Genomic DNA, 20,035 nt, shown 5'->3' with positions numbered 1-20,035 from the left:
TCCTATCCGAACACTCGCGCAAGAGCTCTGCATTGTCGCACAGTCGGGGTCGGGATTTCTGTGCAACAGACTTCGGATAGAACGTGATCTGTGATGCGGTTCACTGGATTTTTACAACTCTTCCCGCACAATAGAACTCATAAGCGGGGGAACGGATTAATGAGTACCTATGTTTCAAAGGAAATACGCGCCGAGTTGGACGCGGCCCGAATCGCCACCATGAAGAAAGCCAGCCGTTTGCGGGCGGAAATGGGCAACAATACATACAAAATTCTTAAATTGTGGAAAGATGGATTTACGGTTGAGGCCCAAACCACCCCGCGTCTGCGCGGGCTGGTCGATATTTATGATGGGGCAAACCATCTTTACCAATGCCTGATCGTCGCGGATGAGGACGAAGGTGGTGAAATGCGGTATGAATTCAAACGCAGCACCGCAGCCCATGACAAGGCTCCGCTCGATTTCTATCGCGCGCCGGATGCACCGATTGCCCTATTGGGGCACGAGGATTAGGGCCGGATTTCGACGGCCGTGCCGGTTTCTGTCAGGCTCCAAAGCTGCGCCATTTCGGCATTCGACAGTGCAATACAGCCCAATGTCCAGTCTCCGGGCAGGGTAACACCGACCACACCGTTTGGTTGCCCATGGATGAAGATGTCTCCTCCGGGGTCCTCACCCTTCAGACGTGCGCGTTTAATGTCATCGGGTTGGGGATAGTCTATTCCTAGTGACAGGTGAAAGGCGCTGTTCGGGTTGCGTCGATTAATTTCATAAAGCCCGACAGGGGTTTTTCCGTCCCCTTCAATCTGCTTGGCTCCGTCCGGGGCAAAACCTAACGAAATGCCGGCCTGCATCACCACTGCCCCGTCCAGCGAGGCAGTCAGGCGGCGGGCGGATTTCTCAATCAGGATATGGTCAATGCGTGTGGCTTCGGGCGCCAGCGGACGGGCCGGCGAGCGCGGGCCATAGCGGTGCCAGCCAAACCAGCCGGCACCTAGTGTCAACAGAATGAGACATATCAGCTCCAACCGCCGCATGTCTTATTGCAGATCCTCGAAGGCTCGTTTCAATCGCGCGCAAGCTTCCTCGACCCGCGCCCGTTGCGTTGCGAGATTAAACCGTTCGAACGTCTCTCCACCAGCGCCAAAACCAGGACCTGGCGAGGTCGCAATCCGCGCATCCTCGCGCAGGCGGCGGACAAACTCGTCATGATGCATGCCAGTGCCCGAGAAATCGACCCAGGCCAGATAAGTCGATTGCAACGGCATCGACCACAGGCCCGGAATTTCAGCAATGGTCTGATCGAACAGACGGCGATTGCCCTCCAGATGTGCGATCTGGGCATCCACCCATTCGGCGCCCTCGGGGCTGTAGGCGGCAGTGATCATCGCCACACCCAGTGCGCTAGGGTCGTAGTCCAGCGTCTGCAACCGATGCTTCATGGTCGCGCGCAGCTTGGGATCAGGAATGATCATGTTGCCGGTGCGTTGCCCGGCGATGTTGAATGTCTTTGACGCAGCGGTCAGCGTCACAGTCCAGGGTCGTGCATCCGGGGCCGCAACATCCATCGGCACAAATTTGGTGCCGGCATAGACCAGATCGTGGTGAATTTCGTCCGACACTAAGATCAAGCCGTTGCGTTCGGCAAACGCGGCCACGGCGCGCAGCTCCTCCGGCGTCCAAACCCGACCCGACGGATTCTGCGGCGAACACCACAGCAGCATCGTCTCGGACCCATCCAAACGCGACTGAGCGTCCTCCAGATCAAGGCCATAGCTGTCGCCTTCACGCACTAGCGGGCATTCCACGACTTTGCGGCCCGATTTGTTCACCTTGTGGGCAAACTCATGATAAACCGGGGTGAAGATCACGATGCCATCGCCCGGCTTAGTCCAGACATCCAGTGACAGCGCAATTGCGTTGCCCAAGCCTTGGGTCGTCAAAATCCAATCGGTGTCGATCTCCCAGTCGTGGCGAGCTTTCATCCACCACTGGACCGCAGCCAGATAATCCGGGTGCATCCAGGAATAGCCGAACACGCCAAGATCTGCCGCTTTGCGCACCGCGTCGATCACGCAAGGCGCTGTTTGGTAATCGGAATCGGCCGTCCACATGGCCAGCCCATCCTCGGGTGAGACACCATACAGCGTCTCCATCTTGTCCCATTTTGAACTGTTGGTGCCCCGGCGGTCGATCAGGTCGTTGAAAGTCATGTCTGCTCCGTTCTGTTGGTCGAAAGCTAATCGCAAATCGGGCAGGTGCAAGGGGGGCGTTGCGGCGCGGGGCGGGATGGCCTAAATCAGCCTCATGAAACGCAATATCCTGATCCATCCCGACCCCCGCCTGAAGAAGGTCTGCGCGCCCGTTGACGACCTTACGGACGAGCTGCGCAAACTGGCCGACGACATGCTGGAAACCATGTATGATGCGCCCGGCGTCGGCCTGGCCGCGCCTCAGATCGGTGTGCTGGACCGGCTGATCGTGATTGATTGCGTCAAGGAAGAGGGCGAGACACCGCGCCCCCTGATCATGTTCAACCCCGAGGTCGTTGCGTCTTCGGATGAAACCAGTGTTTACGAAGAAGGCTGCTTGTCCATCCCCGATCAATATGCCGAAGTGACCCGCCCCAAGGTGGTCGATGTCACTTGGATGGATCAGAACGGCAAGCTTCAGCAGGAAACCTTTGACGGGCTTTGGGCGACTTGTGTGCAGCATGAGATCGACCATTTGAACGGCAAGCTGTTCATCGACTATCTCAAGCCGCTGAAACGGCAGATGATTACCCGCAAGATGCAAAAGCTGAAACGCGAACGGACCCGGACATGACCGTCCGCCCCTGCCTGCCATGGCCCGACAAACGCCTGCGCACCAAAGCGGATGAGGTGGTTGAAATCACTGATGCGATCCGGGCCATCTGGGATGACATGATCGACACGATGGATGCGATGCCCGGCGTTGGTCTAGCTGCGCCGCAGATCGGCGTGATGTTGCGCTTGGCTGTGGTCGATGGGTCGGCCGAACGGGGTAAGGCCGTACGTCTGGCCAACCCGGAAATCCTGCACAGCTCGATCGAGCTGCGCGAACACGAAGAAGCCAGTCCAAACCTGCCCGGCGTGTCGGCCAAGATCAAACGACCGCGCGCAGTAACGGTGAAGTTCCTGAATGAGCAGGGCATGGTGGATCGCCGAGATTTTGTTGGCATAGACGCCACCAGCGTGCAGCATCAGATCGATCATCTGAACGGACGGATGTTTTTCGACCGGCTCAGCAAGGTCAAACGTGACATGCTGCTGCGCAAAGCAAAAAAGCAGGGGTAAAGATGCGCGTTGTCTTCATGGGAACCCCGGATTTCTCGGTGCCGGTTCTGGATGCACTGGTCGAGGCCGGGCATGAGATTGCCGCCGTCTATTGCCAACCCCCACGCCCCGCCGGTCGCGGCAAGAAAGACCGCCCAACGCCCGTTCACGCCCGGGCCGAGGCTCTGGACTTGCGCGTCCGCCATCCGGTTTCGTTGAGATCAGCCGAGGAGCAGGATGCCTTTGCCGCGTTGAATGCGGATGTGGCCGTGGTTGTGGCCTATGGCCTGATCCTGCCACAACCCGTTCTGGATGCGCCCAAGCAGGGTTGCCTGAACATCCATGCCAGCCTTCTGCCGCGCTGGCGCGGGGCTGCGCCGATTCATCGGGCGATCATGTCCGGCGATACCGAGACAGGCATTTGCATCATGCAGATGGAGGCTGGTCTGGATACAGGCCCGGTTCTGCTGCGGCAGGCGACAGCGATTGAACCAGAGGAAACAACCGCGCAACTGCATGACCGGCTCTCAACCATGGGGGCGGCGCTGATCGTCGATGCGCTTTCTAAGCTACAGGATCTCACGCCCGAACCTCAGCCTGAGGACGGCGTGACCTACGCCTCCAAGATCGACAAATCCGAAGCCCGCGTCGACTGGACACGTCGGGCGGTCGACGTCGACAGGCAAATCCGGGGCCTGTCACCCTTTCCCGGGGCATGGACCGAGATGGATGGTGAACGCATCAAACTGCTGGCGTCGCGTTTGGTGGACGGGCAGGGCGCTCCGGGGGAGGTTCTGAATGATGATCTGTACGTGGCCTGTGGGCAGGGTGCTGTCGAACTGCTGCGCTTGCAAAGGGCAGGCAAAGGCGCGCAGGATAGGGAAACCTTCCTACGGGGCTGGGCAATACCCACCGGCACTCGGCTGTCTTCGGAGTAAAGCCATATGTTCATGGTGATGATGGGCACCGTCGTGATCGCCGGGATTGTCGGATACCTGTCCGAACAGACCGGTTTTACCCGTAACGGCTATTTGCAATCCATCATCATCTGTGTGGGCGGGGCGTTCCTGTTCTATTTCGTGCGTATCATGTTCGGGATCAGCTTTGGCCCGCCAGGTCTGGATGCGGTGATATCGTCCGTTGGTGCCCTGATTATCGTTCCGACCCATTGGAGGAAATGAGATGCCCATCGTTGTGTTGATCATCATCGGTGCTGCGGCAGGGTTCCTCGCCACCCGTTTGATGCGGATCGAGGCGGATATCGCGACGACCATGCTGATCGGCATCGTGGGGGCGTTGATCGGAGGGCTTCTGCTTCGGTTTCTGCTAACCGTCATGGGCTGGCTGTCAGGGTTTGTAGGGGCGGTCCTTGGGGCATTGCTGGTGATCTGGATCTGGCAGACCTATCTGCGCCGTTAACGCCTTGACCTTGCGCCAACTCTCCGGCCAGATCGCGTTCAACGACAAGGGAGGCTGTCGATGCCGCACGATCTGAAACCGGGTGACGTTGCTCTGATGGGCGTTCCGCTGGACCTGCATTCCTCGTTCCTGCAAGGCCCTGCCTTCGCCCCTGGACGCATTCGCGAAGCGTTACATTCCGGTGCCGCCAACCTGACCGCCGAGGATGGCACCGACTTGGGCGCGACCGAGAGATTCCGAGATACCGGCGACTTGGATGTTTTTGAGATGCGCGGTCAGGAGCCGATTGACCGGATCGAAGCCGAAGCTGCCAAGCGTATCGCAACCGGTGCACGCCTGTTGTCGCTGGGCGGCGACCATTCCGTGGCCTATCCATTGATCAAGGCCCATGCGGAGAAGTACGAAAGGTTGAATATCCTGCATATCGACAGCCACCCCGATCTGTACGACGAACAGGATATCGGCCCGTTGGGCCATGGCTGCCCCTTTGCGCGCGTGATGGAAAACTGCCCGATCAAGCGGCTGGTGCAGGTCGGCATCCGTACCATGAACGCGCATCAGCGCGAACAGGCTGACAAGTTCGGGGTCCAGGTGATCGATATGCGCAACTGGAGCCCCGACCTGCAGATTTCCTTTGATGGCCCAGTTTACCTGTCACTGGATCTGGATGCGCTGGACCCGGCCTTTGCCCCGGGCGTCTCGCATCACGAACCTGGCGGGCTGAGCACGCGCGAAGTTATCAACCTGATCCACCGGTTCGAAGGTCAATTGGTCGGGGCAGATATTGTCGAATTGAATCCGCATCGCGACCCTTATGGTATGACCGCGATGGTGGCCGCGAAATTCGTTAAGGAAATCGGTGCGCGCTTGATGACACGCTGATTTATCGCGCGTCGCACTCCGTGGCCGAGCTAAGTGCCAGGGCACCTCTAGTGGTCATCTCGTAGCGGTTCGCCTCGGCGGCGGTCATCCAGTGCATACTGTCGGCCGGGGCAGCATAAAGCGTGTACCAATAAAATTCCTCATCCACGCCTATGTCTTTGAAATAGTCCAGGTATCGGTCATGTTCCGGGTCATCCTTGGGCAATTCGGTGGCCACCAGCCCAGATCCGGCCCAACTGTGAACGCCGACACAGGCCCCCGGTTGCAACACGCGGCGCTTTCCGGCCAGGAAAAGGTCGGTACCTCCGCTGGCGACCAGACCGTTTGAGGGCACGATTGTATCGAAACCGGCCCTGCGCACCGCGCGGCTGAAGATGACATTGGCGTCATCGTCGACGGATCCTTCGATGTACTGCAGGACCAGTGTTCGGGCTTCGGGGTTTTCAGAGATGGCCTCCTCAAAAGCGGATAGCGTCGTTTCATCAATTGTGCCCGAGGCAATGATCTGGTCGCCCTGCGCCACAAAACTGACAGGTGTGTAGTATTGCCCGCACGAGGCGAGCAGGGCCAGACAGGCGGCAATGGATGTAAGTCTAAAGGTCACGTTGGCCTCCGGGCTGCGCTTTCCAAAGGGGTATCAGCACAGTGCTTTGACGTCCACCGACAGACTTAGTTGCGCGGTGGGCGGCTTTTGTAGACGGGCAATTGCCAGCCAAATACCAATGATCCGGCTCGCAACGCCCAGCAGACCAACGCGCAGAGAGCCAGTGCAAGCGCAGGTTCTGTCCCAAAATGGACAGCCAACACCGCCGTCAGCGCGCCAGTAAATGCGCAAGAGACATAAAGCTCACCCTGTTTCAGCACCAGTGGCACCTCGTTGCAGACCACATCGCGCATCAGCCCGCCCAGACATCCGGTTGTCACCCCCATCAGCACGACAATGATACCGGATTGATCCAGAGAAAAAGCAGCGCCTGTTCCGGCAGCAACGGCAACCGACAGTGCAAAACTGTCCAGCCAAACCAGCCAGTTGTAACGGCTTTCCATCAAATGTGCGGTAAAGAACACCAGAACCGCGGCGGCAACGGCGATCAGTATGTAGTCCGGTTGGCCGACCCAGAAGATAGGGTGCCGGTCCAACAACAGATCACGCACTGTACCGCCTCCGACTGCGGTCAGACAGGCCATGAAAGCAAACCCGACCAGATCCAGCTGGGCGCGGCTGGCCACCAAAGCCCCGGTCAGCGCAAAGATCAGGACCGAGGCGTAATCCAGCAAGGATAGCGAGGTCACGCCTGCGCCTTCTTGGGTCTGAACGGCGCCATGCCTGCGCGGGCCAACTCATCGGCCTTTTCGTTCTCGGGGTGGCCCGCATGTCCCTTGACCCACTCCCAGGTCACATCATGCCGTTCTTGCGCTTCGTCCAGACGTTGCCACAGATCGACGTTCTTGACCGGTTTCTTGTTCGAAGTTTTCCAACCGTTCCGCTTCCAGCCAAAGATCCAGCCGGTGACGCCGTTCTTCACATACGCGCTGTCGGTCACGATGGTGATCGTCGACGAGCGCTCCAGCGCCTCCAGCGCGCTTATGGCGGCCAGCAGTTCCATCCGGTTGTTGGTTGTCTCGGCCTCGCCCCCGTTCAGCTCACGTTCTTTTAGAACGGTGTCCCCGTCCATCGCGCGCAGCAGCGCGCCCCAGCCTCCGGGGCCGGGATTGCCGGAACAGGCACCATCGGTATAGGCAAACAAATCAGGCATGAGCAAACACCAATATAAATCCGTCATAAGACCCGGCCAGACCCTTGCCCATCCCCTTGACGCTGCGGTCAATCGTGAACCCAGCCTGGGTCAGAGCGCCTTCGATCTCGGCCTCGGTATAATATGTATAATAGCGATCCAGTTCGTCCCTGTGTTCACCAGTGCCCAGCTTCATGCCCAGAAACAACTGGCCTTCGGGCTTTAGGGCGTTGTGGATCGCCTTCAGGTGGCGCGGGAAATCTGCGCGCGGCGCGTGCAGCAGCGAAAAGCTGGCATAGACACCGTCATAGACCGAGGTCTCGGTCACGTCATCAAACGTGCCGAGATGCGCGTCTACTCCGTTCTCACGGGCATGGTCCACAAAGGCAGGCGTCGCGTCCAGCGCCCTTACCTTTAGACCCTGGCGCATCAGGAAACCGCTGTCTGACCCGGGCCCGGACCCCAGATCCAGCACATAACCACCCGCACAGACTGCATCGGCAAATTCCTGACGCGCCTCGAGCTGTTCGGGGGGCAACGGGATGTTCAGATATTCGGCCACCCTAGGGGTATAGGCGTTGATCGTGCGTTTGTCGGTCATAAGTAAACTCCGACGGCAAGGCTGGCGACAACGACGGCGGTCAGCAGGATGCGCAACCGCATCCACCAGACCGGTGTCAGCCGCCAATAAGAAAACAGGGCATCCAGCACCAGCAAACCGGCAAACCCGTACATCAGGTTCGTGCCTGCCTGAACCGGCCCGCCACCTGTCATGAAAAAGGCCCAAAGCGCGGGTAGGACAGACAGGGTGTAACACAGACCTGCCTTGCTGCCCGAAGTCTTGGTGGCAAAACCCCAAAGAACACCGGACATAAAACTCAGGATGACCGAGCCATAGAACAGCTGCACGTACGGTCCCACAAATCGCGCGCCAAGGTTCTGCGCACCCCAGGCGTTCAGGTCGCCGTTCAGATAGGTCAATGCGCCCCAGACAAAGGGAATCAACCCCGCCAGCCCCAGATAGAGCGGTGCCTTTGGTACTCCGATCACACCGGTTGCCTCAGGACACGGGGGACTTTGAACTCGACGTTTTCGACGGCTGTCTCAACCAGTTCGACGGTGACATCGTAATGTGCGCGGAACGCGTCGATCACCTCGTTCACCAAAAGCTCGGGGGCCGATGCGCCCGCAGTGACGGCCACGGATGAGATACCCTCCAGCGCGCGCCAGTCGATCTCGGAGGCGCGCTGCACCAGCTGCGCATATTCGCAGCCCTCGCGTGAGGCGACTTCGACCAGACGGCGGGAGTTCGACGAGTTCGGCGCCCCTACAACCAGCAGGGCGTCCGCCTTGGGAGCCACGGCCTTGACGGCCTCTTGCCGGTTCGTGGTGGCATAGCAGATGTCTTCTTTGTGTGGTCCGACAATGGCCGGGAACCGGGCCTGAAGCGCAGCTATGATGTCTTTGGTGTCATCAACTGACAGGGTTGTCTGAGTAACAAAGGCGAGTTTTTCGGGGTTACGCACGTCAACCGAGGCCACATCCTCGACGGTTTCGACCAGCAACACATCGCCCTCGGGTAGCTGTCCCATGGTTCCAACGGTCTCGGGATGGCCCTTGTGGCCGATCATGATCATCTGCAACCCCGCATCTGCATGGCGCTGTGCCTCGATGTGCACTTTCGAGACCAGCGGGCAGGTTGCATCCACATAGATCATCTCGCGTTTAGCGGCCTCGGCAGGGACCGATTTCGGCACGCCATGGGCGGAAAAAATCACCGGACGATCATCTGGGCATTCATGCAGTTCCTCGACAAAGACAGCACCCTTGGCCCGCAGCCCGTCGACGACAAATTTGTTATGCACGATCTCGTGGCGCACATAGACCGGAGCCCCCCATTTCTGCAGGGCCATTTCCACGATCTTGATGGCGCGATCCACACCGGCGCAGAAACCCCGGGGGGCTGCAAGGTAAAGTGTCAGCGGTGGCTGTGTCATTGGGTGTCTCCTTGAGGCACAGGTAAGTCTTTTCCTGGCCTTGGTCCAGACAGGAGATCGTCATTCAACTGACACGAATCGATGCTAGCCAAGAGATGTTTCAGCACCTGTACATAGTTAAGGAAGCGCGGCCAGGACTTCGGTCCTGACCGCGCAAATTTTACCCCATCAGTAATGCGTATTTCGGATCAGCTGTTGCTGGCCATCGCGACGTTGCGCGGCTCGGCCGGCATTTCACGTGGCGGGCGGCCGATCACGTCGCGCAGATCTTCCAGTTCGATGAAGTTGTCCGCCTGTCGGCGCAGCTCGTCCGAGATCATCGGAGGCTGGCTGCGGATGGTCGACACGACAGACACACGTACGCCCTGACGTTGCAGGCTGGCAATCAGCGGGCGGAAATCCCCATCGCCCGAGAATAGCACGATATGATCCACACGTGGCGCAAGTTCCATGGCATCGACAGTAAGCTCGATATCCATGTTCCCTTTGACTTTCCGACGCCCCATGCTGTCGGTATATTCCTTGGCCGGTTTCGTGACCATGGTGAAGCCGTTGTAATGCAGCCAGTCAACCAATGGACGGATCGGCGAATATTCGTCGTTTTCCAGGAGCGCTGTGTAATAGAAGGCCCGAAGCAACTTGCCACGGCGCATGAATTCCTGCCGCAGAAGTTTGTAGTCTATGTCGAAACCGAGTGCTTTTGCCGCAGCATAAAGATTCGAGCCGTCGATGAACAGCGCTAGCCGTTCGTCTTTATAAAACATAAATAGTCCCTTTCGGTATAATCCAGATCGCGCCGTTAAGTGAGTGAGTGAGTGATAAATTGGCGCGTTCTGATCATGCTATAATTAGAACTTTTGGCAGTTATCGCAAGTATGCAATGCGTCGAATGTAGGGTGCTGGATGAGCAATTCTTTGTCAAATGCCGTTATTGCACTGGGTGCAAATCTCAACTTGAGAGGAAATGGGCCTGCCGTCACCCTTCGGAGTGCTCTTGACGCCATTTCGCGTCAGGATCTGGTGATTCGCGCAGTCAGTAGGTTTTTCGCGACACCTTGCTTTCCCGCAGGCGCGGGCCCGGATTACGTGAATGCTGCGGCTCTGATCGCCACCGAGCAGTCTCCTGCCGAGCTTTTGCGCGGCCTGCACGCGGTTGAACATGAGTTCGGGCGCGAACGGGTGCAGCGTTGGGGAATGCGGACACTGGACCTCGATCTTGTGTGTTTTAGCGATCAGGTGTTGCCGGATCGTGCGCTGTTCGATCACTGGCTGACCCTGTCACCTGAGGCGCAGCAGCAAAAGGCCCCGGATCAACTGATCCTGCCGCATCCGCGCCTTCAGGACCGCGCATTTGTACTTGTGCCCATGGCCGATATCGTCCCTGACTGGCGTCATCCGGTTCTGGATCGCACGGTTTCACAGATGGTCGCCGATCTGCCTGCGGACGAAGTTGCAGCGGTCACGCCACTGTGATCCTTGCAAATGCAGCATTTCCTGCTTGTCAAGGCGCGGATTCGCGCTTAGATAAGCCCCTTCCTGACATGGATTCAGAAACGGAGAGCGCCTCATGGCCCGCGTGACGGTTGAAGATTGCGTAGACAAGGTTCCAAACCGGTTCGAACTGGTGATGCTTGCCGCCCATCGGGCGCGCGAGGTATCCGCCGGTGCTGCGATTACTGTTGACCGCGACAACGACAAGAACCCTGTCGTGTCCCTGCGCGAAATCGCCGACGAAACCCAAAGCGCGGATGAACTGCGCGAGCGCCTGATCGAGGCCAACCAGACCCAGATCGAGGTCGATGAGCCGGAAGAAGATCAGATGGCACTGCTGATGGGTGCCGAATCGGACAAACCTGCCATGGACGACATGTCAGAAGAAAAACTCCTGCGCGCTCTGATGGAGGCCCAGGGACAGGGGTAAGCCCTAAAAGCGAAGGTGCGGACCGGATGATTTCTGCTGACGACCTGATTGCGCTGGTCCGCAACTACAATCCCAAGACGAATGCTGAACGTATCACACTGGCCTATGAATTCGGTCAGCAGATGCATGAGGGGCAGGTCCGACATTCCGGCGAGCCCTATTTTACCCATCCCGTTGCCGTTGCCGCCATCCTGACAGAACAGCGTCTGGATGATGCGACTATCATTACGGCGCTGCTTCACGACACGATCGAAGACACCAAAGCCAATTATGGCAAGGTGGCCGAGCTGTTTGGGGATGAAGTCGCCAAGCTGGTTGACGGTGTTACCAAGCTGACCAACCTGCAACTGTCCAGCCGTGAGACCAAGCAGGCTGAAAATTTCCGCAAGCTGTTCATGGCCATGTCCAAGGACCTGCGAGTCATTTTGGTCAAGTTGGCAGACCGTCTGCATAACATGCGCACGATCAAGGCAATGCGCCCAGAAAAGCAGGTGGTTAAAGCGCGCGAGACGATGGACATCTATGCGCCACTTGCGGGCCGGATGGGTATGCAATGGATGCGCGAAGAGTTGGAAGACCTCGCTTTCCGTGTCCTGAACCCCGAAGGCCGCCAATCGATCATCCGGCGTTTCATCACGCTGCAACGCGAAACCGGTGACGTGATCCATCGGATCACCGGCGATATGCGGCACGAGCTGGAAAAGGCGGGGATCGATGCCGAGGTCTTTGGCCGCGCCAAGAAACCCTATTCGATCTGGCGAAAGATGCAGGAAAAGGATCAGGGCTTCTCGCGCCTGTCCGATATTTACGGCTTTCGCATCATCACCCAGACCGAAGAGGACTGCTATCGCACACTTGGTGCGATCCATCAGCGCTGGCGCGCGGTACCGGGGCGGTTCAAGGATTACATCAGTCAGCCGAAGTCGAACGGCTACCGTTCGATTCATACCACGGTGTCGGGGCGTGACGGTAAAAGGGTCGAGGTTCAGATCCGCACCCGCCAGATGCACGACGTGGCTGAAACCGGCGTTGCTGCGCACTGGTCTTATCGCGACGGTGTACGTACCGAGAACCCGTTTGCCGTTGACCCGGCCAAGTGGATTTCCAACCTGACCGAGCAGTTCGACAATGAGGAAGATCACGAAGACTTCCTCGAGGCCGTCAAATTGGAGATGTATTCCGACCAGGTGTTCTGCTTCACGCCCAAGGGCGATGTGGTGAAACTGCCGCGCGGGGCGACACCGATCGATTTCGCCTATGCAATCCACACCCGGATCGGCCATGCCTGTGTTGGGGCCAAGGTGGACGGCATCCGTGTGCCGCTTTGGACGCGGCTGAAGAACGGCCAGTCGGTTGACATCATCACTGCAGACGGTCAGACGCCGCAGGTCACATGGCTTGAGATCGCCGTCACCGGCAAGGCCCGCACCGCCATCCGTCGCGCCCTGCGCGAGGTCGACCGGGAGCGGTTCATTAAACTGGGCAAGGAACTGGCGCGTTCAGGCTTTGAGCACGTTGGGCGCAAGGCCACTGAAAAGACGCTCGACACTGCAGCCAAACACCTGCGTCTGAAAGATCGGCACGAATTGCTGGCCCGTCTGGGCAGCGCTGAACTGACGGCGCATGAGGTGGTTCAGGCCGTCTATCCCGAACTGGCCAAAGATGACGGTGATGCCATTCCGCTGCGTCGTGCCGTCATCGGCCTTGAACCGGGGCAGAAATTCGATCGCGCGCCGTGTTGCCAGCCTCTGCCGGGAGAGCGGATCGTTGGCATCACCTACCGTGGCAAGGGCGTGGTGGTGCACGCCATCGATTGCGACCGGCTGAGCGAGTTTGAAGGCGAACCCGAGCGCTGGGTCGATTTGCACTGGCATTCGGGTACCCACCCAGCCGTCTATAGCGCGACGCTGGATCTGACTATTGGCAATGACGCCGGGGTTCTGGGGCGTATTTGCACATTGATCGGCGAGAAAAAGGCCAATATCTCGAACTTGGAATTTGTTGACCGCAAACCGGATTTTTACCGTCTGCTGATCAATGTCGAACTGCGCGACCTTGAACAGTTGCATTCGCTTATGCTGATGCTCGAGGCGGAAAGCGACGTCGCGGCGGTCGAAAGGTATCGGGATCAGGCCAAATCCGCGGTTGCAGCTGGCTGAGAAGGGGTGAACACGCGTGGTATTCAAGCGCCGAGACCGACGCTCTCCTGTTCAGGTCGCATCGGATTTCGTCTATCCGCGTGGCGGGTGGACCCGCGCCTTTCATTACGTGAAACACCGGGTCCGGCGGCTGCCTGACACTCCAGACAGGATCGCGCGCGGCATCGGGGCAGGCGTTTTTGCCGCGTTCACACCGTTTTACGGGCTGCATTTTCTGGTCGCTGCAATCGGCGCCAGGCTGTTCAAGGGCAATCTTCTGGCCGCACTTAGCGGCACGTTTTTCGGCAACCCTTTGACTTATGTGCCGATTGGGGTGATCTGTCTTCAGACCGGGCATTTCCTGTTGGGCACTGAATACGAAGAAGGTGACACGCAGGGCCTGATGGGCAAATTTGCTAACGCTATCGGTGACCTCAAGAACAATTTTCTGGCGTTGTTCACGGATCGCGTGGCCGACTGGCACGGGTTAGCACAGTTCTACGATGACGTCTTCTACCCCTATATGATCGGCGGTATCATTCCCGGCATCGTGGCAGGTGTGCTCTGCTATTATCTCAGCCTGCCGCTGATCCGCACCTACCAACAGCGCCGTCGCGCCAGGATCAAGGCGAAGTTTGATCAAATCAAACGTTTGGCCGAAGAAACGGCTGCCGTTCCCCTGTCAAAGCCACTAGGCTCGGCCGAAAAGTCTACAAAAGGAATCGAGTGATGTCTGAGAACCACTTGCGTCTGGGTGTGAACATCGATCACGTCGCCACCGTACGCAATGCGCGGGGTGGGGCTTATCCCGATCCGCTTCGCGCCGCCAAACTGGCGGAAGAGGCAGGCGCCGACGGCATCACCGCCCACTTGCGCGAAGACCGTCGCCATATATCGGACACCGATATCGACGGGCTGATGGAGGTTCTGTCGGTGCCGCTCAACTTTGAGATGGCAGCTACGGACGAGATGCAGAAAATCGCCCTGCGCCATAAACCGCACGCTGTCTGTATTGTCCCCGAAAAGCGCGAGGAACGCACCACCGAAGGCGGACTTGAAGTCGCGCGCGAGGAAAACAAGCTGGCGCATTTCATCGCGCCACTTCGGGATGTCGGCTGCCGCGTATCGATCTTCATCGCCGCTGATCAGCGTCAGATCGAGGCGGCGCATCGCATTGGTGCCGAAGTGATCGAATTGCACACCGGTGCCTATTGCGACGCCCACGCAGAGGGGCGCATGGACGATGCCGCGCAAGAGCTTGAATCGCTGCGTCAGATGTCAGCGTTTGCCCATTCGCTGGGGCTTGAGGTCCATGCAGGCCACGGCCTGACCTATGACACGGTTAAGCCGGTTGCGGCTTTCCCTGAGGTGAAAGAACTGAATATCGGCCACTTCCTGATCGGTGAGTCAATCTTTCTGGGTCTCACCCCCGCCATTCAGGAAATGCGCCGCCTGATGGACGAGGCCCGCGCGTGATCACGCCCGGCTTTATCGCCATCTGGCTGGCCTGGCTGATGGCTGGCGGCTCTCCGGGGCCTGCCACGATGGGCATTGCCGGAACCGCCATGAACGAAGGCCGCCGCGCCGGTCTGGTCTTCGCGCTGGGCATCTGTGCCGGGTCCGCCGCTTGGGGCATTGCCGCAGCACTTGGCCTGTCGGCGATCATGCTGGCCAATGTCTGGGTGTTCGAAGTGATCCGCTATGTCGGTGTGGCCTATCTGGGCTGGCTGGCTCTCAAGGCTCTGCGCCGCGCGATGACCTCGGACGAGGTCGCATTGGGCAAACCGGTCACTGGTTCTCTGCCGACGATCTTCGCCAAAGGCGCGGCAATTCACCTGACCAACCCCAAAGCAATCCTCAGCTGGGGCTCGATCTATGCCATCGTCGCACCCAATGATGCCAGCCTGTCGATGCTGCTGGGCTATTTCGCCATGCTCTATGCGGGATCGCTACTGATCTTCATCGGTTACGCCTACCTGTTTTCATCCGAGCGCATGGTCCGCACCTACCGCCGCGCCCGCCGTTGGTTCGATTTTGCCTTTGCGGGGTTCTTCGGTGTGGCGAGTTACAAGATATTGACGGTGCGGTTGACTTAAACAAGATAGTCTTAAGGGTTTTTGAGTGAACTATTTGTTTTCGAAAGATAAACAGGTTGGATTACATCGCCCTTTGTTTGTGGGCATTGTGCTCATGAACTACGCGGCTTTTAGCATGGCAAATGGCAAGAGGATTTTTTTGTTTGAATGGCCGACAAGGCTTTCCCCATTCGTTCTTTCGCTTGCGGTGGCTGCTTTGCTGTATGGTTTTGATACAGGTCGGAGAGGTTTCCAATGCGGCCCGCCAGTAAAGAGCTGGATACTCGCTCGCAAAATGGTTCTGACCACTTTTCTCGCAGTACTTGCCTTAGTTGTTTTCAAAGTCCTGACAGACTCTCCCCGACGTTGGCATCCGCCCGAGCATTTTACACAACTGTGCTGTGAGCTCTTAATAAGTTTTGGTGTTTCCTTGATTCTGTGTCGTTGCGCTTTTGTCGTTGGAGTTGGCCGGGGGTACAGCATGCACTTACGAAAAAAAGAGCAAGAAACATGATCCTCGGCATCGGCACAGACCTCGCAAATATCGACCGCATTCAGGGCACGCTCGACCGTTTCGGCGACCGGTTCCGCAACCGTGTCTTCACCGAGACAGAGCAGCGCAAGGCAGACCGACGTGCCGATACCGCGGGCACCTATGCCAAACGCTGGGCCGCGAAAGAGGCGTGTTCCAAGGCGCTGGGCACCGGTTTGCGCATGGGCATTTCGTGGAAGGACATGGCCGTCACCAATCTGCGCACCGGCCAACCTGTGATGCATGTCACCGGATGGGCCGCCGAACGCCTGAAGGAAATGACCCCCGAAGGGCACGAGGCGATCATTCACGTCACCCTGACCGATGATCACCCCTGGGCGCAGGCCTTTGTAGTGATCGAGGCGCGTCCGCTTCAAGATCACGCCACGCAGCCTTGACTTGCCTCCATCCCCCCCGCATGTAGCAGCGAAGCCAAGCAAAGAACTGGAGAGAGCAGTATGGCCGAGGAAGCCAAGACCGGAAATCCCGTCTGGGAGACGATCAAAACCATCGTCTACGCCCTGTTGATTGCCGGCGTGTTCCGCACCCTCTTCTTTCAACCGTTCTGGATCCCCTCGGGCTCGATGAAGCAGACGCTGCTGATCGGTGATTTCCTCTTCGTCAACAAGATGGCTTATGGCTATTCCTACGCATCCTGTCCCAGCCTGATTATTCCCAGCGTTGGTCTGAATGTGGATGCCGAAGATATCTGTGGCTGGATGCAGGGCGAAGACAATACCCGTATCTGGGGCGGTGATCCCGAACGTGGCGATGTCATCGTCTTTCGCCATCCGGTCACCGGACGCGACTATATCAAGCGACTGATCGGTCTGCCGGGCGATCGTATCCAGGTTCGCGACGGTCAGATCATCCTGAATGGCACTCCGGTTACCCAGCAGCCTGACGGTGTGTTCACAGAAATCGCCGAGCCGCAAGGGCCACAGCGCCTGCGCCCGCGCTGTGAAAACGGCCCCGTCGGCATTGGCGGTACCTGCGAAAAGTCGCGCCTGATCGAAACCCTGCCCAACGGTGTGTCTTATGACGTGTTGAACATTGGCAATCAGAGATCGGACAATACAGGCATCTATACTGTGCCCGAAGGCCACTATTTCTTCATGGGTGACAACCGCGACAATTCCAGTGACAGCCGCCTGCCGCAATCCGCCGGTGGCGTGGGTTATGTGCCTTATGAAAACCTGATCGGTCGGGCCGACCGGATCATGTTCTCGTCCGCGGGCCGGTCGATGCTGTTCTTCTGGACCTGGCGCGGAGATCGGTTCTTCAAGGCGGTCAATTGAAGCTTTCGGCTGAAATAAAGGCGTTCCAGCAGCGTTTGGGGTATGAGTTCGCCAACCCCGAACTGCTGGTGCGCGCGCTGACCCATGGCTCGGTCTCGTCGACCACCCGACCCGACAATCAGCGGCTCGAATTTCTCGGCGACCGCGTACTGGGCCTTGTCATGGCCACCGCGCTGCTTGAGGCCGACAAAAAGGCATCCGAAGGCCAACTGGCCCCTCGGTTCAACGCGCTGGTCCGCAAAGAGGCCTGCGCTGACGTGGCCCGCCAGATCGATCTGGGCGCGGTGCTGAAACTGGGGCGGTCCGAGATGCTGTCAGGCGGCCGCCGCAAACAGGCCCTGCTGGGCGACGCGATGGAGGCCGTGATCGCCGCCATCTACCGCGATGCCGGGTTCGAGGCCGCCCGCGATGTTATCCTCGCCCTTTGGGGGGACCGTGTCCACACGGTCGAGGCCGACGCCCGCGACGCTAAAACCGCGCTGCAGGAATGGGCACAGGCCCGTGGGCAAAAGCCGCCCTCTTATATTGAGGTCAAACGCAGTGGCCCCGACCACGCGCCGATCTTCACCATCGCGGCACGCCTTCAGGACGGTGCCGAGGCGCAGGCCACCGCCGGATCCAAACGTCAGGCCGAACAGGCAGCGGCGAAGGCTCTGCTAGAGCAGTTGAGCCCGACCGGTTCATCCTAAGGACATGAAGCTCAGACCAGCCCAGAAGGCAGATGCCGCCAGTTTGGCGGCTTTGTCGATCGAAGTCTGGATCGGTACCTATCTGCGGCAGGGCGTGAGTTCGTTCTTCGCTGAATTTGCACTGAGCGAATTCACAACAGCACGGTTTGAAGCGCTTATCGACGACGGGGCGGACCTTTTGGTGGTCTCGGAAAACCGGGACGGTATTGATGGTTATATACGGTTGTCAGAAGGTAGCATTGCACCCGTTGACGGGCTGTCCGATCTTGAGATCGTGACGTTTTACGTGCAGCCGCGCCATCATGGAAAGGGCATCGGTTCCGCTCTGTTGCAGGTGGCGATTGACTATTGTCGGGATAAAGGCCGGACTGAGATTTGGCTGACGACCAATTCCGAGAACACTGCTGCCATAGATTTCTATCTGTCTAAGGGGTTCCGGCAGGTTGGCATCACGCATTTCCGTATCGCAGACCAAGCTTATCCGAACCACGTTCTGGCATTGGACATGTCAGCGTTGGGCTAAGGTCAGACCACCCGGATGAACCCAGCCAGCCCGGTTTTCTGATGCTCGATCACATGGCAATGAAACGCCCAGTCGCCGGGATTGTCGGCAACCAGCGCGATATCAATGATCTCGTCTTTTAACAAAAGCACCGTATCGGACACCAACGGTGGCAGCTTGCGCAGGTTTGACTTTAGCGGGACAAAAGCAAGCCCGTGCAGGTGGATCGGGTGCAGATTCGGAGACTCATTACGCAATCGCAGAACATAACTCTTACCCTGTTCCAGCACGGCCAGCGGTCCGGTTCCCTGTGCTGCATCCCCGGGCCACGGCGTGCGGTTAATGGACCAGAAACTGTAGCCCAGCGACCCGCAGAACCCGTCATTGGGCGCACCACCTTCGGGTGTCCAGCCGAACACGAATTCATGCATCTCGGCTTGGTCCAGATTAGGGCGCAGAACAGGGTTGGTACGCAACGGGCGCAATTCCTTCAGATCGCGTGACGCGGATTGACCGGTCGCCCGCAAACGCGCCATTGCGCGATGCTTTTGTCCTGGGAATTTGGCCATCAACGCCGCCGATTGCCCTTCATCCTCTGGCATTCGCATAGCAAAATCCACCCGCTGACCTGGGCCAAGCAAAAGCGGTTCGTCGGCGGTGGGTAAGGCGAGATCAACCTCAACTGGATGCCCGTCCCACGCAATGATCCGGGCCAGGGCTCCTTCAAGATGCAGCCTGTAGATGCGGGTTGTGTCCGTATTGACGACGCGCAATCGCACAAGGGTGCCTGCCGCGTGATCATATACCGCCTCTGTCCGCCAGTTCGCGGTTTGAACATTGCCAAATGTGCCCGCTCGCGCAGCTCTACGCGCGGTATATGCGGGTAGAAATGCGCCCTCCTCGTCCAGCCTGAAATCGCGCAGATTGATCACCTGCTCGCTCTCGAAACCGGGGTCTTCCGGCTCGGCAATCACCATCACACCGGTCAGCCCATGGGCCATCTGATCCATCGTCATACAATGGGGGTGATACCAGTGTGTCCCCGCATCCGGAGGTGTAAATTCATAGGCAAAGCTCTCACCCTCACCGATGGGCATCTGGGTCAGATAAGGCACCCCGTCCATCTTGTTGGCAATGCGCAGCCCATGCCAGTGCATTGCGGTGTAATCGGGCAGGGTATTGCGCACCGTCAGACGCATTGCCTCGCCTTGTCGTCCGTACAGAACCGGTGGCGGCGCATCAGGGGATAGGCTGACCATCCCCGTGGTCAGCTGATCGCGCAACCGATAGTTGGCGGATTGCAGCACCAGATCCTGCGCATCGTTGCCTGCGGCCAGAGACAACCCTCCCAACCCTACGACGCCTGCGGCGGCACTGCTTCCAAGAAGAAACTCGCGACGTTTCATGAAGACCTCACTGAACGGATCTGATGCCGGGCTGGGAATGGCTTGGCGTCTGCGTCCGTCCTGCCACCCTGCGTGCATGGCTGCAATGCGACAAATCCCTCTGGCCCGCCGGACCTTTCTGCTGTAGGGGTGCGCACTTGCAAA

Annotated in this window: 28 protein-coding genes; 18 read left to right on the top strand and 10 right to left on the bottom strand. The window is 58.5% G+C overall.

Going from position 1 to position 20,035, the window contains the following annotated elements; all coding sequences use genetic code 11:
- Positions 1–159: 159 nt before the first annotated feature.
- The gene (locus ALB80_RS16740; protein WP_050605243.1) at positions 160–513 is read left to right on the top strand and encodes a hypothetical protein; all 354 of its coding nucleotides are present in this window, start codon (positions 160–162) and stop codon (positions 511–513) included.
- Here ALB80_RS16740 and ALB80_RS16735 read toward each other — a convergent pair.
- Positions 510–1,004: a murein L,D-transpeptidase family protein gene (locus tag ALB80_RS16735; protein WP_253276901.1), complete on the bottom strand. Its 495-nt coding sequence runs from the start codon at positions 1,002–1,004 to the stop codon at positions 510–512. The genes ALB80_RS16740 and ALB80_RS16735 overlap by 4 nt on opposite strands.
- A gap of 36 nt (positions 1,005–1,040) precedes the next feature.
- The gene (locus tag ALB80_RS16730) at positions 1,041–2,213 is read right to left on the bottom strand and encodes a MalY/PatB family protein (RefSeq protein ID WP_050605241.1); all 1,173 of its coding nucleotides are present in this window, start codon (positions 2,211–2,213) and stop codon (positions 1,041–1,043) included.
- A 94-nt stretch (positions 2,214–2,307) separates the two neighbouring features.
- Here ALB80_RS16730 and def (ALB80_RS16725) point away from each other — a divergent pair, with 94 nt between their 5' ends.
- From def (ALB80_RS16725) to speB, 6 genes are read left to right on the top strand one after another with little or no spacing between them, the layout of a single operon-like run.
- Positions 2,308–2,826, top strand: coding sequence for a peptide deformylase (def, locus tag ALB80_RS16725; RefSeq protein ID WP_050605240.1), 519 nt, complete (start codon positions 2,308–2,310; stop codon positions 2,824–2,826).
- A complete protein-coding gene (gene def, locus ALB80_RS16720) occupies positions 2,823–3,317 on the top strand; it encodes a peptide deformylase (RefSeq protein ID WP_050605239.1) in 495 nt (164 codons plus the stop codon). Before def (ALB80_RS16725) ends, def (ALB80_RS16720) begins: the two co-directional genes overlap by 4 nt.
- A 2-nt stretch (positions 3,318–3,319) precedes the next feature.
- Positions 3,320–4,234: a methionyl-tRNA formyltransferase gene (gene fmt, locus ALB80_RS16715; RefSeq protein ID WP_050605238.1), complete on the top strand. Its 915-nt coding sequence runs from the start codon at positions 3,320–3,322 to the stop codon at positions 4,232–4,234.
- 6 nt (positions 4,235–4,240) lie between these two features.
- Positions 4,241–4,477 carry a hypothetical protein gene (locus tag ALB80_RS16710; RefSeq protein WP_050605237.1) on the top strand — a complete coding sequence of 79 codons (237 nt, stop codon included), beginning with the start codon at positions 4,241–4,243 and terminating at the stop codon, positions 4,475–4,477.
- A 1-nt stretch (position 4,478) separates the two neighbouring features.
- Positions 4,479–4,715: a GlsB/YeaQ/YmgE family stress response membrane protein gene (locus tag ALB80_RS16705; RefSeq protein ID WP_050605236.1), complete on the top strand. Its 237-nt coding sequence runs from the start codon at positions 4,479–4,481 to the stop codon at positions 4,713–4,715.
- Between the two features lie 60 nt (positions 4,716–4,775).
- Positions 4,776–5,597, top strand: a complete 822-nt coding sequence (speB, locus tag ALB80_RS16700) for an agmatinase (protein ID WP_050605235.1) — start codon at positions 4,776–4,778, stop codon at positions 5,595–5,597.
- Between the two features lies 1 nt (position 5,598).
- Here speB and ALB80_RS16695 read toward each other — a convergent pair whose 3' ends face one another.
- From ALB80_RS16695 to ALB80_RS16665, 7 genes are all read right to left on the bottom strand, one after another.
- Positions 5,599–6,201: an alpha/beta hydrolase gene (locus ALB80_RS16695; RefSeq protein WP_050605234.1), complete on the bottom strand. Its 603-nt coding sequence runs from the start codon at positions 6,199–6,201 to the stop codon at positions 5,599–5,601.
- Positions 6,202–6,266: 65 nt separating this feature from the next.
- Positions 6,267–6,890 (bottom strand): trimeric intracellular cation channel family protein, encoded by a 624-nt coding sequence (locus ALB80_RS16690; RefSeq protein ID WP_050605233.1) that lies wholly within the window; start codon positions 6,888–6,890, stop codon positions 6,267–6,269.
- Positions 6,887–7,354 carry a ribonuclease HI gene (gene rnhA, locus ALB80_RS16685; protein WP_050605232.1) on the bottom strand — a complete coding sequence of 156 codons (468 nt, stop codon included), beginning with the start codon at positions 7,352–7,354 and terminating at the stop codon, positions 6,887–6,889. Before rnhA ends, ALB80_RS16690 begins: the two co-directional genes overlap by 4 nt.
- Positions 7,347–7,934, bottom strand: a complete 588-nt coding sequence (locus tag ALB80_RS16680) for a bifunctional 2-polyprenyl-6-hydroxyphenol methylase/3-demethylubiquinol 3-O-methyltransferase UbiG (RefSeq protein ID WP_050605231.1) — start codon at positions 7,932–7,934, stop codon at positions 7,347–7,349. The genes rnhA and ALB80_RS16680 overlap by 8 nt, the downstream gene beginning before the upstream one ends.
- Positions 7,931–8,383 (bottom strand): DUF3429 domain-containing protein, encoded by a 453-nt coding sequence (locus tag ALB80_RS16675; RefSeq protein ID WP_050605230.1) that lies wholly within the window; start codon positions 8,381–8,383, stop codon positions 7,931–7,933. Before ALB80_RS16675 ends, ALB80_RS16680 begins: the two co-directional genes overlap by 4 nt.
- Entirely contained in the window at positions 8,380–9,330 is a 951-nt protein-coding gene (gene ispH / locus ALB80_RS16670) for a 4-hydroxy-3-methylbut-2-enyl diphosphate reductase (protein WP_050605229.1), read from the bottom strand. The genes ALB80_RS16675 and ispH overlap by 4 nt, the downstream gene beginning before the upstream one ends.
- 188 nt (positions 9,331–9,518) lie before the next feature.
- Entirely contained in the window at positions 9,519–10,094 is a 576-nt protein-coding gene (locus tag ALB80_RS16665) for an NYN domain-containing protein (RefSeq protein ID WP_050605228.1), read from the bottom strand.
- 139 nt (positions 10,095–10,233) lie between these two features.
- Here ALB80_RS16665 and folK point away from each other — a divergent pair, with 139 nt between their 5' ends.
- From folK to ALB80_RS16615, 11 genes are all read left to right on the top strand, one after another.
- Positions 10,234–10,803 (top strand): 2-amino-4-hydroxy-6-hydroxymethyldihydropteridine diphosphokinase, encoded by a 570-nt coding sequence (folK, locus tag ALB80_RS16660; RefSeq protein WP_050605227.1) that lies wholly within the window; start codon positions 10,234–10,236, stop codon positions 10,801–10,803.
- 94 nt (positions 10,804–10,897) lie between these two features.
- Entirely contained in the window at positions 10,898–11,251 is a 354-nt protein-coding gene (gene rpoZ, locus ALB80_RS16655; protein ID WP_050605226.1) for a DNA-directed RNA polymerase subunit omega, read from the top strand.
- A gap of 26 nt (positions 11,252–11,277) precedes the next feature.
- Entirely contained in the window at positions 11,278–13,410 is a 2,133-nt protein-coding gene (locus ALB80_RS16650; protein ID WP_050605225.1) for a bifunctional (p)ppGpp synthetase/guanosine-3',5'-bis(diphosphate) 3'-pyrophosphohydrolase, read from the top strand.
- Between the two features lie 16 nt (positions 13,411–13,426).
- The gene (locus ALB80_RS16645; RefSeq protein ID WP_050605224.1) at positions 13,427–14,119 is read left to right on the top strand and encodes a DUF2062 domain-containing protein; all 693 of its coding nucleotides are present in this window, start codon (positions 13,427–13,429) and stop codon (positions 14,117–14,119) included.
- Positions 14,119–14,865: a pyridoxine 5'-phosphate synthase gene (locus ALB80_RS16640; protein WP_050605223.1), complete on the top strand. Its 747-nt coding sequence runs from the start codon at positions 14,119–14,121 to the stop codon at positions 14,863–14,865. Before ALB80_RS16645 ends, ALB80_RS16640 begins: the two co-directional genes overlap by 1 nt.
- Entirely contained in the window at positions 14,862–15,485 is a 624-nt protein-coding gene (locus tag ALB80_RS16635; RefSeq protein ID WP_050605222.1) for a LysE family translocator, read from the top strand. The genes ALB80_RS16640 and ALB80_RS16635 overlap by 4 nt, the downstream gene beginning before the upstream one ends.
- A gap of 25 nt (positions 15,486–15,510) precedes the next feature.
- A complete protein-coding gene (locus ALB80_RS22235; RefSeq protein ID WP_157054232.1) occupies positions 15,511–15,978 on the top strand; it encodes a hypothetical protein in 468 nt (155 codons plus the stop codon).
- Entirely contained in the window at positions 15,975–16,394 is a 420-nt protein-coding gene (acpS, locus tag ALB80_RS16630) for a holo-ACP synthase (RefSeq protein ID WP_050605221.1), read from the top strand. The genes ALB80_RS22235 and acpS overlap by 4 nt, the downstream gene beginning before the upstream one ends.
- Positions 16,395–16,454: 60 nt before the next feature.
- Positions 16,455–17,294 carry a signal peptidase I gene (gene lepB, locus ALB80_RS16625; RefSeq protein ID WP_050605220.1) on the top strand — a complete coding sequence of 280 codons (840 nt, stop codon included), beginning with the start codon at positions 16,455–16,457 and terminating at the stop codon, positions 17,292–17,294.
- Complete coding sequence (rnc, locus tag ALB80_RS16620; RefSeq protein WP_050605219.1) at positions 17,291–17,983, top strand: ribonuclease III; 693 nt, start codon at positions 17,291–17,293, stop codon at positions 17,981–17,983. The genes lepB and rnc overlap by 4 nt, the downstream gene beginning before the upstream one ends.
- Positions 17,984–17,987: 4 nt before the next feature.
- Entirely contained in the window at positions 17,988–18,506 is a 519-nt protein-coding gene (locus ALB80_RS16615) for a GNAT family N-acetyltransferase (protein WP_050605218.1), read from the top strand.
- Positions 18,507–18,508: 2 nt separating this feature from the next.
- On the opposite strand, the gene ALB80_RS16610 is transcribed toward ALB80_RS16615, so the two are convergent.
- On the bottom strand, positions 18,509–19,891 hold the full coding sequence (locus ALB80_RS16610) for a multicopper oxidase family protein (RefSeq protein ID WP_050605217.1): 1,383 nt from the start codon (positions 19,889–19,891) through the stop codon (positions 18,509–18,511).
- Positions 19,892–20,035 lie beyond the last annotated feature (144 nt).

The organism is Ruegeria sp. 6PALISEP08 (genome assembly GCF_001238295.1).
Lineage (GTDB): Bacteria > Pseudomonadota > Alphaproteobacteria > Rhodobacterales > Rhodobacteraceae > Ruegeria.
Note: the sequence above shows the minus strand (reverse complement) of the source record. Positions and strands in the feature narration are given on the sequence as shown.

Coding starts and splice junctions, on each gene's coding strand:
- ALB80_RS16740 (WP_050605243.1), top strand. CDS start 160: ATGAGTACCTATGTTTCAAAGGAAATACGCGCCGAGTTGGACGCGGCC.
- ALB80_RS16730 (WP_050605241.1), bottom strand. CDS start 2,213: ATGACTTTCAACGACCTGATCGACCGCCGGGGCACCAACAGTTCAAAA.
- def (WP_050605240.1), top strand. CDS start 2,308: ATGAAACGCAATATCCTGATCCATCCCGACCCCCGCCTGAAGAAGGTC.
- def (WP_050605239.1), top strand. CDS start 2,823: ATGACCGTCCGCCCCTGCCTGCCATGGCCCGACAAACGCCTGCGCACC.
- fmt (WP_050605238.1), top strand. CDS start 3,320: ATGCGCGTTGTCTTCATGGGAACCCCGGATTTCTCGGTGCCGGTTCTG.
- ALB80_RS16710 (WP_050605237.1), top strand. CDS start 4,241: ATGTTCATGGTGATGATGGGCACCGTCGTGATCGCCGGGATTGTCGGA.
- ALB80_RS16705 (WP_050605236.1), top strand. CDS start 4,479: ATGCCCATCGTTGTGTTGATCATCATCGGTGCTGCGGCAGGGTTCCTC.
- speB (WP_050605235.1), top strand. CDS start 4,776: ATGCCGCACGATCTGAAACCGGGTGACGTTGCTCTGATGGGCGTTCCG.
- rnhA (WP_050605232.1), bottom strand. CDS start 7,354: ATGCCTGATTTGTTTGCCTATACCGATGGTGCCTGTTCCGGCAATCCC.
- ALB80_RS16680 (WP_050605231.1), bottom strand. CDS start 7,934: ATGACCGACAAACGCACGATCAACGCCTATACCCCTAGGGTGGCCGAA.
- ispH (WP_050605229.1), bottom strand. CDS start 9,330: ATGACACAGCCACCGCTGACACTTTACCTTGCAGCCCCCCGGGGTTTC.
- ALB80_RS16665 (WP_050605228.1), bottom strand. CDS start 10,094: ATGTTTTATAAAGACGAACGGCTAGCGCTGTTCATCGACGGCTCGAAT.
- folK (WP_050605227.1), top strand. CDS start 10,234: ATGAGCAATTCTTTGTCAAATGCCGTTATTGCACTGGGTGCAAATCTC.
- rpoZ (WP_050605226.1), top strand. CDS start 10,898: ATGGCCCGCGTGACGGTTGAAGATTGCGTAGACAAGGTTCCAAACCGG.
- ALB80_RS16650 (WP_050605225.1), top strand. CDS start 11,278: ATGATTTCTGCTGACGACCTGATTGCGCTGGTCCGCAACTACAATCCC.
- ALB80_RS16640 (WP_050605223.1), top strand. CDS start 14,119: ATGTCTGAGAACCACTTGCGTCTGGGTGTGAACATCGATCACGTCGCC.
- acpS (WP_050605221.1), top strand. CDS start 15,975: ATGATCCTCGGCATCGGCACAGACCTCGCAAATATCGACCGCATTCAG.
- lepB (WP_050605220.1), top strand. CDS start 16,455: ATGGCCGAGGAAGCCAAGACCGGAAATCCCGTCTGGGAGACGATCAAA.
- ALB80_RS16615 (WP_050605218.1), top strand. CDS start 17,988: ATGAAGCTCAGACCAGCCCAGAAGGCAGATGCCGCCAGTTTGGCGGCT.
- ALB80_RS16610 (WP_050605217.1), bottom strand. CDS start 19,891: ATGAAACGTCGCGAGTTTCTTCTTGGAAGCAGTGCCGCCGCAGGCGTC.